11 protein-coding genes are annotated in these 17527 nt (G+C 68.2%); 10 read left to right on the top strand and 1 reads right to left on the bottom strand.

The features are described from left to right. Positions 1-70 precede the first annotated feature (70 nt). The 6 genes from ACH4F6_RS23245 (at position 71) to ACH4F6_RS23220 (ending at position 11518) form a co-directional block, all read left to right on the top strand. Positions 71-925: a DUF1396 domain-containing protein gene (locus ACH4F6_RS23245; RefSeq protein ID WP_397962205.1), complete on the top strand. Its 855-nt coding sequence runs from the start codon at positions 71-73 to the stop codon at positions 923-925. A 285-nt stretch (positions 926-1210) separates the two neighbouring features. Further along, on the top strand, positions 1211-1741 hold the full coding sequence (rplJ, locus tag ACH4F6_RS23240) for a 50S ribosomal protein L10 (RefSeq protein WP_397962204.1): 531 nt from the start codon (positions 1211-1213) through the stop codon (positions 1739-1741). A gap of 123 nt (positions 1742-1864) precedes the next feature. Then, positions 1865-2254: a 50S ribosomal protein L7/L12 gene (rplL, locus tag ACH4F6_RS23235; protein WP_397962203.1), complete on the top strand. Its 390-nt coding sequence runs from the start codon at positions 1865-1867 to the stop codon at positions 2252-2254. 553 nt (positions 2255-2807) lie between these two features. Then, positions 2808-6293, top strand: a complete 3486-nt coding sequence (gene rpoB, locus ACH4F6_RS23230; protein WP_397962201.1) for a DNA-directed RNA polymerase subunit beta — start codon at positions 2808-2810, stop codon at positions 6291-6293. A gap of 94 nt (positions 6294-6387) precedes the next feature. Then, positions 6388-10287 (top strand): DNA-directed RNA polymerase subunit beta', encoded by a 3900-nt coding sequence (locus tag ACH4F6_RS23225; RefSeq protein WP_397962200.1) that lies wholly within the window; start codon positions 6388-6390, stop codon positions 10285-10287. 745 nt (positions 10288-11032) lie between these two features. Then, entirely contained in the window at positions 11033-11518 is a 486-nt protein-coding gene (locus tag ACH4F6_RS23220; RefSeq protein ID WP_397962397.1) for a DUF1707 and DUF4190 domain-containing protein, read from the top strand. A 47-nt stretch (positions 11519-11565) separates the two neighbouring features. Here ACH4F6_RS23220 and ACH4F6_RS23215 read toward each other — a convergent pair whose 3' ends face one another. Next, positions 11566-12843, bottom strand: a complete 1278-nt coding sequence (locus ACH4F6_RS23215) for a hypothetical protein (RefSeq protein ID WP_397962199.1) — start codon at positions 12841-12843, stop codon at positions 11566-11568. A 139-nt stretch (positions 12844-12982) separates the two neighbouring features. Between ACH4F6_RS23215 and ACH4F6_RS23210 the strand changes: the two genes are divergently transcribed. The 4 genes from ACH4F6_RS23210 to fusA all read left to right on the top strand — a co-directional run bounded on the left by ACH4F6_RS23210 (position 12983) and on the right by fusA (position 17371). Then, positions 12983-13975 (top strand): glycosyltransferase family 2 protein, encoded by a 993-nt coding sequence (locus tag ACH4F6_RS23210; protein ID WP_397962198.1) that lies wholly within the window; start codon positions 12983-12985, stop codon positions 13973-13975. 385 nt (positions 13976-14360) lie between these two features. Further along, complete coding sequence (rpsL, locus tag ACH4F6_RS23205; RefSeq protein ID WP_003948652.1) at positions 14361-14732, top strand: 30S ribosomal protein S12; 372 nt, start codon at positions 14361-14363, stop codon at positions 14730-14732. 2 nt (positions 14733-14734) lie between these two features. Beyond that, positions 14735-15205, top strand: a complete 471-nt coding sequence (gene rpsG / locus ACH4F6_RS23200) for a 30S ribosomal protein S7 (RefSeq protein ID WP_168371942.1) — start codon at positions 14735-14737, stop codon at positions 15203-15205. 39 nt (positions 15206-15244) lie between these two features. Further along, positions 15245-17371 carry an elongation factor G gene (gene fusA / locus ACH4F6_RS23195; RefSeq protein ID WP_397962197.1) on the top strand — a complete coding sequence of 709 codons (2127 nt, stop codon included), beginning with the start codon at positions 15245-15247 and terminating at the stop codon, positions 17369-17371. Positions 17372-17527: the final 156 nt, after the last annotated feature.

Genomic DNA, 17527 nt, shown 5'->3' with positions numbered 1-17527 from the left:
AAATCGCGGGACCGCTCGAACACCCCTCCAGTACGCTCGTGTCGACGGCTGTGGAGCAGCCGTGCATTCCATGGGGGGAACGTTGCAGAAGTCTGTGCACAAGGCCGCCGGCGCCGGTACCGCCGTCCTGCTGCTCGCCGCGGGCGCGGTGGGCTGCTCCGGCGGGGGCGAGGAGTCGCCCGCGATGACGCCGGCGGCGGCCGTCGCCGTGGCCGCGAAGAACACGGAGGAGATCACCTCCCTGAGCTATCGCATGAAGGGCCGCACCCCGGAGGAGGGGCGGGTCGAGGCCGAGGCCGAGATGCAGATCAAGCCGGCCCTCGCGATGAGCATGAAGATGAAGGCGCTCGACCAGGGCGCCGACGCGACCGCCGAGATCCGGCTCGTCGACAAGGTCATGTACATCGGCGGGGGCGCCGAGGCCGCCAAGGAGATGGACGGCAAGAGCTGGCTCAAGTTCGACCTGTCCGCGCTGGGCGCCGGCCAGCAGAACGGCCGGCTCGGCGGCGCCTCCCAGGCGGAGAAGAACCCGGCCGCCGAGTCCACCTTCCTCACCGGCGCCGAGAACGTGGAGAAGGTCGGCACCGAGACCGTCGACGGGGTGAAGACCACCCACTACAAGGGCACCGTCACCCTCGACGACCTGCGCGACTCCTTCAAGGACGAGGACAAGGCCACGCGCGAGCAGCGCGAGAAGAGCCTCGCGCAGTACGAGAAGATGGGCGTCGACGAGCTGAACATGGACATGTGGGTCGACGCGAAGGACCACACCAAGCAGTTCCGCATGCGCGGCACCGCCGACAAGGGCCCGCTCGACCTGACCATCACCTTCCTCGACTACAACCAGCCGGTGAAGGTCACCGCGCCGCCCGCCGAGGAGACGGTGGACCTCGCGGAGATGATGCGGGAGGCCACGGAGGGCTGACCGTCCCGTACGGGCGGATTTGCTTGACGGCGACCCGTTCACGTACGCTCCATTCGAAGCCAAAGACCGCTGGTCGTTGCCGTGCGCTCGGGAGAGGGTGCGGTGGCCGAAGGATCCGCTGAAATGCGGGCGACCCGCGCAGGTGACAGTGGAAGTGCTCCTGGACCGACTCCGCGCCACGGATGTCGTTCGGTCGAGCTACGCCCCGTGCGCCTGCGCCGGGGCGTTTCGTTTGTCCCAGCCCCTTCCGCGCGGTCGTCATCACCCGGAAGGAGGCCGACGCTCATGGCAAGGCCCGACAAGGCTGCCGCGGTGGCCGAGCTCGCGGAGCAGTTCCGCAGCTCGAACGCCGCCGTGCTGACCGAGTACCGGGGTCTCACCGTGGCGCAGCTCAAGACGCTGCGTCGTTCGCTCGGTGAGAACGCCCAGTACGCCGTGGTGAAGAACACGCTGACCAAGATTGCGGCCAACGAGGCCGGGATCTCGACGCTCGACGACCTGTTCAACGGTCCGACGGCGGTCGCCTTCGTCACCGGTGACCCGGTGGAGTCGGCGAAGGGTCTTCGTGACTTCGCCAAGGACAACCCGAACCTCGTCATCAAGGGCGGTGTCCTTGAAGGCAAGGCGCTGTCCGCCGACGAGATCAAGAAGCTTGCGGACCTCGAGTCCCGCGAGGTTCTGCTCTCCAAGCTGGCCGGTGCTCTGAAGGGCAAGCAGTCCCAGGCTGCCTCTGTCTTCCAGGCGCTGCCGTCGAAGCTCGTCCGCACCGTGGACGCGCTGCGCGCCAAGCAGGACGAGCAGGGCGGTGCCGAGTAATTCGGCTCGCGAAATGACCGCCGCCTCCAGGCACGCCTGAGGCAGGGGTCGTAGCGGGCCGAACGTACGCCCGCCAGACATGTACATCCGGCACCAGCCGAATTAGTGGAAGGATCGCCCGTCATGGCGAAGCTCAGCCAGGAAGACCTGCTCGCGCAGTTCGAGGAGATGACCCTCATCGAGCTCTCCGAGTTCGTGAAGGCGTTCGAGGAGAAGTTCGACGTCACCGCCGCCGCGGCCGCCCCGGTCGTCGTCGCCGGTGGTGCCGCCGGTGGCGCTGCCGCCGAGGCCGCCGAGGAGAAGGACGAGTTCGACGTCGTCCTCACCGGCGCCGGCGACAAGAAGATCCAGGTCATCAAGGTCGTGCGTGAGCTGACCTCCCTGGGTCTGAAGGAGGCCAAGGACCTCGTGGACGGCGCCCCGAAGCCCGTTCTCGAGAAGGTCGCCAAGGACGCCGCCGACAAGGCCGCCGAGGCCCTCAAGGGCGCCGGCGCCTCCGTCGAGGTCAAGTAACACCTTCGCGGCCGCTGACGGCCGCGGCGAAGGCTGAAACGGCCCCCCTGGGGCTGTAACGCCCGCGCGCAGAAGAGCGATCATCCATCAGGGTGGTCGCTCTTCGGCGTTCCGGGGGTGCGGTCACGGTTGCCTTGCGCCCGTCGGCACGGCGGGTATGGTGATCTTCGTTCTGTCTCCGGCGAGCCCGTTCGGGCAAGGGGGCCTTGACGAACCGCACGCAGCGCGCAATTCTCAGGACGCGTCGTCACAAGGATCCGAATCCGAGGCATGGATCGGCGGCGAAGAGGGCAGTATCACCGTGCGTTGAGGGCAAGCAGACCGAGGGCGTTGAGAACCACGAGGGTCTCGAAAAACCCGCACTGGACATCAGTGTGCCAAGTGGCTACACTGACCCTTTGCGCTGCCTGTTAGCTGTCCCCTGCCCGTCACCAGGGGCATGCCCTCACTCCAACAACGACGATGGAAAGATCCCTGACCTGGGATTTCCGTCTCTGTGGGGAGAGGGGCCGGTACGCGCGTAGTGAGTCCGAGCCCTCGGAAGGACCCCCTCTTGGCCGCCTCGCGCAACGCCTCGACCGCGAATACGAACAACGGCGCCAGCACCGCCCCGCTGCGCATCTCCTTTGCAAAGATCAAGGAGCCTCTCGAGGTTCCGAACCTGCTCGCGCTGCAGACCGAGAGCTTCGACTGGCTGCTCGGCAACACCGCCTGGCAGAGTCGGGTCGAGGAGGCTCTGGAGAACGGTCACGACGTCCCCACCAAGTCCGGCCTCGAGGAGATCTTCGAGGAGATCTCCCCGATCGAGGACTTCTCCGGGTCGATGTCGCTGACGTTCCGGGACCACCGCTTCGAGCCGCCGAAGAACTCGATCGACGAGTGCAAGGAGCGCGACTTCACGTACGCCGCCCCGCTCTTCGTCACCGCCGAGTTCACCAACAACGAGACCGGTGAGATCAAGTCCCAGACGGTCTTCATGGGCGACTTCCCGCTCATGACGAACAAGGGCACTTTCGTCATCAACGGCACCGAGCGTGTCGTGGTGTCCCAGCTGGTCCGTTCCCCCGGTGTCTACTTCGACTCCTCCATCGACAAGACCTCCGACAAGGACATCTTCTCCGCCAAGATCATCCCGTCCCGGGGTGCCTGGCTGGAGATGGAGATCGACAAGCGCGACATGGTCGGTGTGCGCATCGACCGCAAGCGCAAGCAGTCGGTGACCGTCCTCCTGAAGGCGCTCGGCTGGACGACCGAGCAGATCCTCGAGGAGTTCGGCGAGTACGAGTCCATGCGCGCCACCCTGGAGAAGGACCACACCCAGGGCCAGGACGACGCGCTGCTCGACATCTACCGCAAGCTCCGTCCGGGCGAGCCCCCCACGCGTGAGGCCGCGCAGACGCTGCTCGAGAACCTCTACTTCAACCCCAAGCGCTACGACCTCGCCAAGGTCGGCCGCTACAAGGTCAACAAGAAGCTGGGTGCGGACGCCCCGCTGGACGCGGGCATCCTGACCGTCGAGGACATCATCTCGACGATCAAGTACCTGGTGAAGCTGCACGCCGGCGAGACCGAGACCACCGGTGACAGCGGCGACACGATCGTCGTCGAGACCGACGACATCGACCACTTCGGCAACCGTCGTCTGCGCAGCGTCGGCGAGCTCATCCAGAACCAGGTCCGCACCGGTCTGGCCCGTATGGAGCGCGTCGTCCGCGAGCGCATGACGACCCAGGACGTCGAGGCGATCACGCCGCAGACGCTGATCAACATCCGGCCGGTCGTCGCCTCCATCAAGGAGTTCTTCGGCACCAGCCAGCTGTCGCAGTTCATGGACCAGAACAACCCGCTGTCCGGGCTGACGCACAAGCGTCGTCTGTCCGCGCTCGGCCCGGGTGGTCTGTCCCGTGAGCGGGCCGGCTTCGAGGTCCGTGACGTGCACCCGTCGCACTACGGCCGCATGTGCCCGATCGAGACCCCCGAAGGCCCGAACATCGGTCTGATCGGCTCGCTCGCCTCCTACGGCCGCGTCAACGCCTTCGGTTTCGTGGAGACCCCGTACCGCAAGGTCGTCGAGGGCCAGGTCACCGACGAGGTGGACTACCTGACCGCCGACGAGGAGGACCGCTTCGTCATCGCGCAGGCCAACGCCACGCTCAACGACGAGCTGCGCTTCTCCGAGGCCCGGGTCCTGGTCCGCCGCCGTGGCGGCGAGGTCGACTACGTCAGCCCCGAGGACGTCGACTACATGGACGTCTCGCCGCGCCAGATGGTGTCGGTCGCGACCGCCATGATCCCGTTCCTCGAGCACGACGACGCCAACCGCGCCCTCATGGGCGCGAACATGATGCGCCAGGCCGTGCCGCTGATCAAGTCCGAGTCCCCGCTCGTCGGCACCGGCATGGAGTACCGCTCCGCCGTCGACGCCGGCGACGTGGTCAAGGCCGAGAAGGACGGTGTGGTCCAGGAGGTCTCCGCGGACTACATCACCACCGCCAACGACGACGGTACGTACATCACGTACCGCCTGGCCAAGTTCTCGCGCTCCAACCAGGGCACCTCGGTCAACCAGAAGGTCATCGTCAACGAGGGCGACCGGATCGTCACCGGCCAGGTCCTCGCCGACGGCCCGGCCACCCAGAACGGCGAGATGGCGCTCGGCAAGAACCTGCTGGTCGCGTTCATGCCGTGGGAGGGTCACAACTACGAGGACGCGATCATCCTGTCGCAGCGCCTCGTGCAGGACGACGTCCTCTCCTCGATCCACATCGAGGAGCACGAGGTCGACGCCCGTGACACCAAGCTCGGCCCCGAGGAGATCACCCGGGACATCCCGAACGTCTCCGAGGAGGTCCTCGCCGACCTCGACGAGCGCGGCATCATCCGCATCGGCGCCGAGGTCATCGCCGGTGACATCCTCGTCGGCAAGGTCACCCCGAAGGGCGAGACCGAGCTGACGCCGGAGGAGCGCCTGCTGCGCGCGATCTTCGGTGAGAAGGCCCGTGAGGTCCGCGACACCTCGCTGAAGGTGCCGCACGGCGAGACCGGCAAGGTCATCGGCGTGCGCGTCTTCGACCGCGAGGAGGGCGACGAGCTGCCGCCGGGCGTGAACCAGCTGGTCCGCGTCTACGTCGCGCAGAAGCGCAAGATCACCGACGGTGACAAGCTCGCCGGCCGTCACGGCAACAAGGGTGTCATCTCCAAGATCCTGCCCATCGAGGACATGCCGTTCCTCGAGGACGGGACCCCGGTCGACATCATCCTCAACCCGCTCGGCGTACCGTCCCGGATGAACCCGGGACAGGTCCTGGAGATCCACCTCGGCTGGCTCGCCAGCCGCGGCTGGGACGTCTCCGGCCTCGCCGACGAGTGGGCGCAGCGCCTCCAGGCCATCGGCGCCGACCAGGTCGCCCCGGGCACCAACGTCGCCACCCCGGTCTTCGACGGCGCCCGCGAGGACGAGCTGGCGGGTCTGCTCCAGCACACCATCCCGAACCGCGACGGCGAGCGCATGGTGCTCCCGTCCGGCAAGGCGCGGCTGTTCGACGGCCGCAGCGGTGAGCCGTTCCCGGACCCGATCTCGGTCGGCTACATGTACATCCTGAAGCTGCACCACCTGGTCGACGACAAGCTGCACGCCCGCTCGACCGGTCCGTACAGCATGATCACCCAGCAGCCGCTGGGTGGTAAGGCCCAGTTCGGTGGTCAGCGGTTCGGCGAGATGGAGGTGTGGGCACTCGAGGCGTACGGCGCCGCCTACGCGCTCCAGGAGCTGCTGACCATCAAGTCCGACGACGTCACCGGCCGCGTGAAGGTCTACGAGGCCATCGTCAAGGGCGAGAACATCCCCGAGCCCGGCATCCCCGAGTCCTTCAAGGTGCTCATCAAGGAGATGCAGTCCCTGTGCCTGAACGTGGAGGTGCTGTCCTCGGACGGCATGTCCATCGAGATGCGCGACACCGACGAGGACGTCTTCCGCGCAGCGGAGGAGCTTGGCATCGACCTGTCCCGGCGCGAGCCGAGCAGCGTCGAAGAGGTCTGACGGGAGTCCGGCGGCCTTCCCCGTGAAGGCCGCCGGCCCCAGGACCCCCGTTTCAGACCCCATGACTTACAACCCTGAGAGGGATTGACGCATAGTGCTCGACGTCAACTTCTTCGACGAGCTCCGGATCGGCCTGGCCACCGCTGACGACATCCGTCAGTGGAGCCACGGCGAGGTCAAGAAGCCCGAGACCATCAACTACCGCACCCTCAAGCCCGAGAAGGACGGACTCTTCTGCGAGAAGATCTTCGGTCCGACCCGGGACTGGGAGTGCTACTGCGGCAAGTACAAGCGCGTCCGCTTCAAGGGCATCATCTGTGAGCGCTGCGGCGTCGAGGTGACCCGCGCCAAGGTGCGCCGCGAGCGGATGGGCCACATCGAGCTGGCCGCCCCCGTCACGCACATCTGGTACTTCAAGGGCGTCCCGAGCCGTCTGGGCTACCTGCTCGACCTGGCTCCCAAGGACCTCGAGAAGGTCATCTACTTCGCGGCGTACATGATCACGTACGTCGACGAGGAGCGCCGCACGCGCGACCTGCCCTCCCTGGAGGCGCACGTCTCCGTCGAGCGGCAGCAGATCGAGAACCGCCGGGACGCCGACCTGGAGGCCCGCGCCAAGAAGCTCGAGACCGACCTGGCCGAGCTGGAGGCCGAGGGCGCCAAGGCCGACGTGCGCCGCAAGGTGCGCGAAGGCGCCGAGCGTGAGATGAAGCAGCTGCGCGACCGCGCGCAGCGCGAGATCGACCGTCTCGACGAGGTGTGGACCCGCTTCAAGAACCTCAAGGTCCAGGACCTCGAGGGCGACGAGCTGCTCTACCGCGAGCTGCGGGACCGCTTCGGCACCTACTTCGACGGTTCGATGGGTGCCGCGGCGCTGCAGAAGCGCCTGGAGTCCTTCGACCTCGACGAGGAGGCCGAGAAGCTCCGCGAGATCATCCGCACCGGCAAGGGCCAGAAGAAGACCCGTGCGCTCAAGCGCCTGAAGGTCGTCTCCGCGTTCCTGCAGACCAGCAACAGCCCCAAGGGCATGGTGCTCGACTGCGTGCCGGTCATCCCGCCGGACCTGCGTCCGATGGTGCAGCTGGACGGTGGCCGCTTCGCGACCTCCGACCTGAACGACCTGTACCGCCGTGTGATCAACCGCAACAACCGTCTGAAGAGGCTCCTCGACCTGGGCGCCCCGGAGATCATCGTCAACAACGAGAAGCGCATGCTTCAGGAGGCTGTTGACGCCCTCTTCGACAACGGCCGTCGCGGCCGTCCGGTGACCGGCCCCGGCAACCGCCCGCTGAAGTCCCTCAGCGACATGCTGAAGGGCAAGCAGGGTCGTTTCCGTCAGAACCTGCTCGGCAAGCGTGTGGACTACTCCGCGCGTTCCGTGATCGTCGTCGGTCCGCAGCTGAAGCTGCACCAGTGCGGTCTGCCGAAGGCGATGGCGCTGGAGCTGTTCAAGCCGTTCGTGATGAAGCGCCTGGTCGACCTGAACCACGCGCAGAACATCAAGAGCGCCAAGCGCATGGTCGAGCGCGGCCGCACCGTGGTGTACGACGTCCTCGAAGAGGTCATCGCCGAGCACCCGGTGCTGCTGAACCGTGCGCCCACCCTGCACCGCCTCGGCATCCAGGCCTTCGAGCCGCAGCTGGTCGAGGGCAAGGCCATCCAGATCCACCCGCTCGTCTGCACCGCGTTCAACGCGGACTTCGACGGTGACCAGATGGCCGTGCACCTGCCGCTGTCCGCGGAGGCGCAGGCCGAGGCCCGCATCCTGATGCTGTCCTCGAACAACATCCTCAAGCCCGCCGACGGCCGTCCGGTGACGATGCCGACCCAGGACATGGTCCTCGGTCTGTTCTTCCTCACCACCGACGGCGAGATGCGGGACGTCAAGGGCGAGGGCCGCTCGTTCGCGTCCGTCGCCGAGGCGATCATGGCGTTCGACGCCGGCGAGCTCTCGCTGCAGTCGCGCGTGGACATCCGCTTCCCGGTGGGCACCATCCCGCCGCGCGGCTGGACCCCGCCGGCGCAGGAGGAGGGCGAGCCGGAGTGGCAGCAGGGTGACAGCTTCCGGCTGAACACCACCCTCGGCCGCGCGCTCTTCAACGAGCTGCTGCCCGAGGACTACCCGTTCGTCGACTACGAGGTCGGCAAGAAGCAGCTCTCCGAGATCGTCAACGACCTCGCCGAGCGCTACCCGAAGGTCATCGTGGCGGCGACGCTCGACAACCTGAAGGCGTCCGGCTTCTTCTGGGCCACCCGTTCCGGCGTGACCGTCGCCATCTCCGACGTCGTCGTTCCCGAGGCGAAGAAGGAGATCGTCCGCGGCTACGAGGCGCAGGACGAGAAGGTCCAGAAGCAGTACGAGCGCGGTCTGATCACCAAGGACGAGCGCACGCAGGAGCTCATCGCGATCTGGACCAAGGCGACCAACGAGGTCGCCGAGGCGATGAACGACAACTTCCCGAAGACCAACCCGATCTTCATGATGGTGAACTCGGGTGCACGAGGCAACATGATGCAGATGCGTCAGATCGCCGGTATGCGTGGTCTGGTGTCGAACGCGAAGAACGAGACGATCCCGCGTCCGATCAAGGCGTCGTTCCGTGAGGGTCTGTCCGTGCTGGAGTACTTCATCTCCACGCACGGTGCCCGCAAGGGTCTGGCGGACACCGCCCTGCGCACCGCCGACTCGGGTTACCTCACCCGTCGTCTGGTCGACGTCTCCCAGGACGTCATCATCCGCGAGGAGGACTGCGGCACCGAGCGCGGCCTCAAGCTGGCGATCGCCGAGCGCGGCGAGGACGGCGTGCTGCGCAAGGCGGGCAACGCCGAGACCAGTGTGTACGCGCGCTGCCTCGCCGAGGACATCGTCGTGGACGGCAAGGTGCTCGCCCCGGCAGGCGTCGACCTCGGTGACGTGCTCATCGACCAGCTGGTCGCCGCCGGCGTCGAGACGGTGAAGACCCGTTCGGTCCTGACCTGCGAGTCCGCCGTCGGCACCTGCGCCATGTGCTACGGCCGCTCGCTGGCCACCGGCAAGCTGGTCGACATCGGTGAGGCGGTCGGCATCATCGCCGCCCAGTCCATCGGTGAGCCCGGCACCCAGCTGACGATGCGTACCTTCCACACCGGTGGTGTGGCCGGTGACGACATCACCCAGGGTCTGCCGCGTGTCGTCGAGCTCTTCGAGGCCCGTACCCCGAAGGGTGTCGCCCCGATCGCCGAGGCCTCCGGCCGCGTGCGCATCGAGGAGACCGAGAAGACCAAGAAGATCGTCATCACCCCGGACGACGGCAGCGACGAGACGGCGTACCCGATCTCGAAGCGCGCCCGTCTGAAGGTCAGCGAGGGCGAGCACGTCGAGGTGGGCGAGCAGCTCACCGTGGGTACCCAGAACCCGCACGACGTGCTGCGCATCCTGGGCCAGCGGGCCGTCCAGGTCCACCTGGTCGGCGAGGTCCAGAAGGTCTACAACTCGCAGGGTGTGTCGATCCACGACAAGCACATCGAGATCATCATCCGGCAGATGCTGCGCCGCGTGACGATCATCGAGTCCGGCGACGCCGAGCTGCTGCCCGGCGAGCTGGTCGAGCGCTCGAAGTTCGAGCACGAGAACCGTCGTGTGGTCCAGGAGGGCGGTCACCCGGCCTCCGGTCGTCCGCAGCTCATGGGTATCACCAAGGCCTCGCTGGCGACCGAGTCCTGGCTGTCGGCGGCGTCCTTCCAGGAGACGACCAGGGTCCTGACGGACGCGGCGATCAACGCCAAGTCCGACTCCCTGATCGGCCTCAAGGAGAACGTCATCATCGGTAAGCTCATCCCGGCCGGTACGGGTCTGTCCCGCTACCGCAACATCCGGGTCGAGCCGACCGAGGAGGCGAAGGCCGCGATGTACTCGGCCGTCGGCTACGACGACATCGACTACTCGCCGTTCGGCACCGGCTCCGGCCAGGCCGTCCCGCTGGAGGACTACGACTACGGTCCGTACAACCAGTAAGCGAGCGTCCGCTTGACGCACTGAAGGGCGGTCACCCCACGGGGTGGCCGCCCTTCGGCGTGTCCGGCGGCCGGGCGCCGGCGGACCGGACGGGCGTCCCCCGGAGGACGGGGGGACGCCCTCACCGCCGCACGTGCGACGCGCGGAGCGCCCCGCCGTGCGCCGTGCGCCGGCCCGGCGGCACCGGGCACGGCACAAGGGGTCGCGCGGGCCCCGCACACGCCTCAGGCCGCCGTGGGGCGCGACGACGGGCGCCGTGGACCGTGCCCCGGCCGGGCATCGCCGTGGGGAGGGGCGGGCCCGCGCTGTGGGGCGGGCGGGTGCCGCTGCGAGCGCGAGGCGCTGGTGTCGGCGGCGGTGTCGGCGGGTGCCGCCGCGAGGGCGGGTCGGTTGTGCCACGAGGGTGCGTCTGCCCGGGGCTTTGCGGGCGGGCCGGGCGGGTGTCGCCGCGGGGGCGGGGCGTTGGTGTCGCGGGCGGTGTCGGCGGGTGTCGCCGCGGGGCGGGGTGGTTGTGCCGCGGATGGCTGCCGGGCGGCACCCGCCGTGGTGTGCCGGCGGGTGTCCGGGGCCGGGGCGCGTCCGCCGTGCCGTCGCCGCGTATCGGCGGTTCGCGCGGGGGAACCATCGCGGAAGCTGGAGCGTAGGGGAATGATGGAGGCATTCACGCCGTCCGGGGGAGGTGTCCGTGTCGTATTCATCGCATCCGTCGCCATGGCAGCCGTGGCAGGCGCAGAGCGCTCCGTCGATGCTCGCGTCCCACGCGGATCGGGAGCGCGCGGTGGACGTGCTCAGAGCAGGGTTCGCCGAGGGGCGCCTCCAGCAGGCCGAGTTCGACCGGCGGGTGGCCCGGGCGTACGAGTCGCGCACGGTCGGCGAGCTGTCCCTGCTCATCGCCGACCTGCCGCAGGGTCCCGTGGCGGTGCAGCCCGCCCTCCCGCCAATGCAGACGTTCCCCGCCCCGGTGCCGCGCACCTTCCTGCCCGTCCCGCCCCCGCCCACGAACGGCAAGGCGGTCGGCTCGATGGTCTGCGGTGTCCTCACCACCATGACGATGGGCCTCACCGGCATCCCGGCGGTGATCCTCGGGCACACGGCCCGCACCGAGATCCGCCGGACCGGCGAGGGCGGCGACGGCTTCGCCCTGGCCGGCCTCGTCCTGGGCTGGCTGTCCGTGGCGGGCTGGGCGGTCTTCCTGACGATCCTCGTCCTGGCGGGGCTGTCGTCGGCCTGACGGCCCGGTGCGTCCGCCGGACCGGCGCGGCCCGCGGGCGGACCGCCCTACGGGATGCCCAGCTCGAACATGACGTAGTGCGCGTACCACCCGGACGCCACCGCCGCCGTCGAGAAGAACACCAGCAGGCTCGGCCACTTCAGCCGGCCCAGCGCCGCCGCCGGGGCGAGCAGCAGGGGGAAGCAGGGCAGCAGGTAGCGCGGGGTGTTGCCGAACATCTGCTGGGTGCCGAGCACGGTGACGATGCTCGCCAGCGTGTACGCGACCAGCACCAGCGGCGGCTTCCTGCGCAGCATCAGCGCGACCAGGAAGGGCAGCGCCAGCACCAGCTGCACGGCGATGAGGTCGGGCACCGAGAAGGCGAACAAATAATCGTGGTGGCCGACGGCCGTGTTGCCCAGGACGTCGAGGGTGTAGGCGCCGAAGTCGAAGTAGTGCGCCCACCCCTCGCGCTGGAGCGTGAAGTACGCGGTCAGGTCGCCCATGCTGAGGCCGACCCAGGCGACGTAGGCGAGCAGGCCCAGTGGCGCGACGACCATGGCGTACACCGGCCCCGCCACCCCGTGCTCGCGTCTGCTCTCCCGCCGGGCCAGCGTCACCAGCGCGGCGAGTCCGACCGCGCCGATCAGCGCGGCGGAGGTCGGCCGGTTCAGGCCGGCCACGAAGGCGAGCAGCCCGGCCGCCACCCAGCGGCGCTTCATCACGCAGTAGCAGCACCAGGCCGCTATCGCCACGAACAGGGACTCCGAGTACACCGCCCACTGGACGCCCGCGCCGGGCGCCAGGGCCCACAGGCCGGCGGCCATGGTGCCCGCGCGGGTGCCCGCGAGCACCGAGACCACGGCGTAGACGCCGGCGGCCGCGACGAAGGAGGCGATCACCGAGACGAGGATCCCGGACCCGTACAGCCCGAGCCCCGTCACCTCCGACACGCCCCGGATCAGGCCCGGGTAGAGCGGGAAGAACGCGACGGAGTTCTGCTTGACCGTGAACAGGCCCCCGGAGTCCAGCCGCTCCAGCGGACGCGGGTCGTAGCCCTTCTCCGCGACCTGGAGGTACCACCAGCCGTCCCAGGTGGACAGGACGTCCCACCAGTGGGCGCCACCGCCGAAGCGCGGCTCCTTCTTGCGGTAGTCCCCGGCGGCCTCCAGCAGGAACGCGAAGACCGTGAGCCCGACGAGCTTGATGACGCCGTACAGGAGCAGCGGGGCGAGGTACGGTCGTACACCGGCCGGCAGGCCGATACGGCGGGCCAGGGGACGCCGTGCCTCCTGCTCGCCGGGCACGGCGGATCCCGTCGCCGCGTCACTGGAAGCCGTGCTCATGGCTGTGGTCCCCCTCGGCCCGACCACCGGAGCCCGGGGAGCAACAACTGTCCGGATGATCGTGAAGTGTCTGTCATAAGATCACAACAGAGTCGCACATGCGCACCAGCGGTTGGGGGAGGGGCGGGTGACTGAGGCAATGGATACGACAACTCCTCCGACCGTCCTGTCGGTCGTCATCCCGATGTACAACGAGGAAGAAGTCCTTCCCGCGCTGGTCAGCAGGTTGCGCCCGGTCCTCGCGGACCTCGGCGTCGACTACGAGGTGGTCGCCGTCGACGACGGCAGCACCGACCGCACCGCCGAGCTGCTCGCGGCCTTCCGGCTCGGCTGGCCGCAGCTGCGCGTGATCGGCCTGCGCCGCAACTCGGGCCACCAGGCCGCCCTCACCGCGGGTCTGGACCGGGCGCACGGCGCGTACGTGGTGAGCCTCGACGCCGACCTCCAGGACCCGCCCGAGAAGATCCCCGAGATGCTCGCGCTGGCCCGCGCGGAGGGCCTCGACATCGTCTACGGCATCCGGGCCGACCGGGCCAGCGACACCGGGTTCAAGCGCTGGACGGCGGGACTGTACTACCGTCTCGTCCGCCGCCTCGCCGGACCCTCGGTCCCCGCCCAGGCCGGCGACTTCCGGCTGCTCAGCAGGGCCGCCGTGGACGCCATCAAGGCCCTGCCGGACCAGCAGCGCGTCTACCGGCTCCTCGTGCCCTGGCTGGGCTTCCCCAGCGGCCGGGTCGCGTACGAGCGCGCCCCGCGCCCGGCCGGGCAGAGCAAGTACCCGCTGGGCCGCATGATCCGCCTCGCCGTCGACAGCGTCACCGGCTTCTCCGCGGCCCCCCTGCGCATCGCCACCTGGCTCGGCGGCTTCGCCTTCCTGGTCTGCCTGGGGCTGATGGTCTACACGCTCGGCGCCCACGCCTTCGACCACACCGTGCCCGGCTGGACCTCGCTGTTCACCGGCGTCCTGTTCATCGGCGCGGTCCAGCTGATCTGCGTGGGCCTGCTGGGCGAGTACGTCGGCCGCATCTACACGGCCGTGCAGAACCGCCCGACGTACTTCGTGAGTCACGACACGGCGCTCTCGCCGCCCTCGGACGCGCCGGTGACGCATGAAAGCACGCTGCACGGGTAGACAAGCCCCCACAACACGCGCACGCAGGGAAAAATCAGGCACCCCGCGGGGGTGGACGTTCGGGTTGCGGGCCCCAGGGGTCCGTGGTATATGCGAACGCCCTCACGGAGGCGCAGGTCAGGGGCCGGCCGACCCTTGGCGCATCGGTGGCGTTGCTTTTGTTTTGACCGAAGTCAGTGCGCTGGGTACGCTCAGACCTTGTGCCTGGGGTGTGCCCTGGCCCTCGTGCGTGCCTTCGACCGCACCGGGGCAAAGAGCGGCCACCGTAATCTGCGCCTCTTTCTGCCTGGCGGCGGGAGTCCGCGGGATTCGACACACCCGACCGCGTGGGTCGGCGACGTTCCAGGTTAGCTGTACCCATCGGCACACAGAAACCGGAGAAGTAGTGCCTACGATCCAGCAGCTGGTCCGCAAGGGCCGGCAGGACAAGGTCGAGAAGAACAAGACGCCCGCACTCGAGGGTTCCCCTCAGCGTCGCGGCGTCTGCACGCGTGTGTTCACGACCACCCCGAAGAAGCCGAACTCGGCCCTGCGTAAGGTCGCGCGTGTGCGTCTGACCAGCGGGATCGAGGTCACCGCTTACATTCCGGGTGAGGGACACAACCTGCAGGAGCACTCCATCGTGCTCGTGCGTGGCGGCCGTGTGAAGGACCTGCCGGGTGTTCGCTACAAGATCATCCGTGGCTCCCTCGACACCCAGGGTGTCAAGAACCGCAAGCAGGCCCGCAGCCGTTACGGCGCCAAGAAGGAGAAGTAAGAATGCCTCGTAAGGGCCCCGCCCCGAAGCGCCCGGTCATCATCGACCCGGTCTACGGTTCTCCTCTGGTGACCTCCCTGATCAACAAGGTGCTGCTGAACGGCAAGCGCTCGACCGCCGAGCGCATCGTCTACGGCGCCATGGAGGGCCTGCGCGACAAGACCGGCAACGACCCGGTCATCACGCTCAAGCGCGCTCTCGAGAACATCAAGCCGACCATCGAGGTCAAGTCCCGCCGTGTCGGTGGCGCCACCTACCAGGTCCCGGTCGAGGTCAAGCCCGGCCGTGCCAACACCCTGGCGCTGCGCTGGCTCGTCGGTTACTCCCGCGCCCGTCGCGAGAAGACCATGACCGAGCGTCTGCTGAACGAGCTCCTCGACGCGTCCAACGGCCTCGGCGCCGCTGTGAAGAAGCGCGAGGACACGCACAAGATGGCCGAGTCCAACAAGGCCTTCGCGCACTACCGCTGGTAGTCGCAGTCCACATCGAGACCGAGAGAAGACTGAAGCCTTATGGCTACCACTTCGCTTGACCTGGCCAAGGTGCGCAACATCGGCATCATGGCCCACATCGACGCGGGCAAGACGACCACCACCGAGCGGATCCTGTTCTACACCGGCGTCTCGTACAAGATCGGTGAGGTCCACGACGGCGCTGCCACCATGGACTGGATGGAGCAGGAGCAGGAGCGTGGCATCACGATCACCTCTGCTGCCACCACCTGCCACTGGCCGCTGGAAGACGTCGACCACACCATCAACATCATCGACACGCCGGGCCACGTCGACTTCACCGTCGAGGTGGAGCGTTCCCTGCGCGTGCTCGACGGTGCCGTGACGGTGTTCGACGGCGTCGCCGGCGTCGAGCCCCAGTCCGAGACCGTGTGGCGTCAGGCGGACCGCTACGGCGTTCCGCGCATCTGCTTCGTCAACAAGCTCGACCGCACCGGTGCCGAGTTCCACCGCTGCGTCGACATGATCGTCGACCGCCTGGGCGCGCAGCCGATCGTCATGCAGCTCCCGATCGGTGCCGAGGCCGACTTCCAGGGTGTCGTGGACCTGGTCCGCATGAAGGCCCTGGTCTGGTCCGCCGAGGCGACCAAGGGCGAGATGTACGACGTCGTCGACATCCCGGACACCCACGTCGAGGCTGCCGAGGAGTGGCGCGGCAAGCTGCTCGAGGCCGTCGCCGAGAACGACGAGGAGCTGATGGAGCTCTACCTCGAGGGCACCGAGCCCACCGAGGAGCAGCTCTACGCCGCGATCCGTCGCATCACCATCGCGTCCGGCAAGGGCGGCGGCACCACCGTCACCCCCGTGTTCTGCGGCACCGCGTTCAAGAACAAGGGCGTCCAGCCCCTGCTCGACGCGGTCGTGCGCTACCTGCCGTCCCCGGTCGACATCGAGGCCATCGAGGGCCACGACGTCAAGGACCCGGAGACGGTCGTCAAGCGCAAGCCGTCCGACGAGGAGCCGCTGTCGGCGCTGGCGTTCAAGATCATGAGCGACCCGCACCTCGGCAAGCTCACCTTCGTGCGCGTCTACTCCGGCCGCCTCGAGTCCGGCTCCGCCGTGCTCAACTCGGTCAAGGGCCGCAAGGAGCGCATCGGCAAGATCTACCGCATGCACGCCAACAAGCGTGAGGAGATCGAGTCGGTGGGCGCCGGCGACATCGTCGCCGTCATGGGCCTGAAGCAGACCACCACCGGTGAGACGCTCTGCGACGAGAAGAGCCCGGTCATCCTGGAGTCCATGGACTTCCCGGCGCCGGTCATCCAGGTCGCCATCGAGCCCAAGTCGAAGGGCGACCAGGAGAAGCTGGGCATCGCGATCCAGCGCCTCGCCGAGGAGGACCCGTCCTTCCAGGTCCACTCGGACGAGGAGACCGGCCAGACCATCATCGGCGGCATGGGCGAGCTGCACCTCGAGGTGCTGGTCGACCGCATGCGCCGTGAGTTCAAGGTCGAGGCCAACGTCGGCAAGCCGCAGGTCGCGTACCGCGAGACGATCCGCAAGGCCGTCGAGAAGATCGAGTACACCCACAAGAAGCAGACGGGTGGCACCGGCCAGTTCGCCCGCGTCATCATCGGCATCGAGCCGATCGAGGGCGGCGACACGTCGTACGAGTTCGTCAACAAGGTCACCGGTGGCCGTGTGCCGAAGGAGTACATCCCCTCGGTGGACGCCGGCGCGCAGGAGGCCATGCAGTTCGGCATCCTCGCCGGTTACGAGATGACCGGTGTGCGTGTGACGCTGATCGACGGCGCCTACCACGAGGTCGACTCCTCCGAGCTCGCGTTCAAGATCGCCGGTTCGCAGGCCTTCAAGGAGGCCGCGCGCAAGGCCAGCCCCGTGCTGCTCGAGCCGATGATGGCCGTCGAGGTCACCACGCCCGAGGACTACATGGGTGAGGTCATCGGCGACATCAACTCCCGCCGTGGCCAGATCCAGGCCATGGAGGAGCGGGCGGGTGCCCGCGTCGTGAAGGGTCTCGTGCCCCTCTCGGAGATGTTCGGTTACGTCGGCGACCTGCGCAGCAAGACGTCCGGCCGCGCCAGCTACTCCATGCAGTTCGACTCCTACGCCGAGGTTCCGCGGAACGTCGCCGAGGAGATCATCGCGAAGGCCAAGGGCGAGTAACGGACCCCGTCCGTACGCCGTAGGCTTGACTCCGGAGCCTCCCGGGCCATTCCTCCGCTTGTGTGGCGGAATGGCCCGAGGCCCGGGACCTAACAGCAAAGATCACCTGGCGCCGATGAAGTAAGGCGTACAGAACCACTCCACAGGAGGACCCCA

It is taken from the genome of Streptomyces sp. NPDC017936, assembly GCF_044328485.1.
GTDB lineage: Bacteria > Actinomycetota > Actinomycetes > Streptomycetales > Streptomycetaceae > Streptomyces.
Note: the sequence above shows the minus strand (reverse complement) of the source record. Positions and strands in the feature narration are given on the sequence as shown.

Coding starts and splice junctions, on each gene's coding strand:
- ACH4F6_RS23210 (WP_397962198.1), top strand. CDS start 12,983: ATGGATACGACAACTCCTCCGACCGTCCTGTCGGTCGTCATCCCGATG.
- rplJ (WP_397962204.1), top strand. CDS start 1,211: ATGGCAAGGCCCGACAAGGCTGCCGCGGTGGCCGAGCTCGCGGAGCAG.
- rpsG (WP_168371942.1), top strand. CDS start 14,735: ATGCCTCGTAAGGGCCCCGCCCCGAAGCGCCCGGTCATCATCGACCCG.
- rplL (WP_397962203.1), top strand. CDS start 1,865: ATGGCGAAGCTCAGCCAGGAAGACCTGCTCGCGCAGTTCGAGGAGATG.
- ACH4F6_RS23220 (WP_397962397.1), top strand. CDS start 11,033: ATGCTCGCGTCCCACGCGGATCGGGAGCGCGCGGTGGACGTGCTCAGA.
- ACH4F6_RS23215 (WP_397962199.1), bottom strand. CDS start 12,843: ATGAGCACGGCTTCCAGTGACGCGGCGACGGGATCCGCCGTGCCCGGC.
- ACH4F6_RS23245 (WP_397962205.1), top strand. CDS start 71: ATGGGGGGAACGTTGCAGAAGTCTGTGCACAAGGCCGCCGGCGCCGGT.
- fusA (WP_397962197.1), top strand. CDS start 15,245: ATGGCTACCACTTCGCTTGACCTGGCCAAGGTGCGCAACATCGGCATC.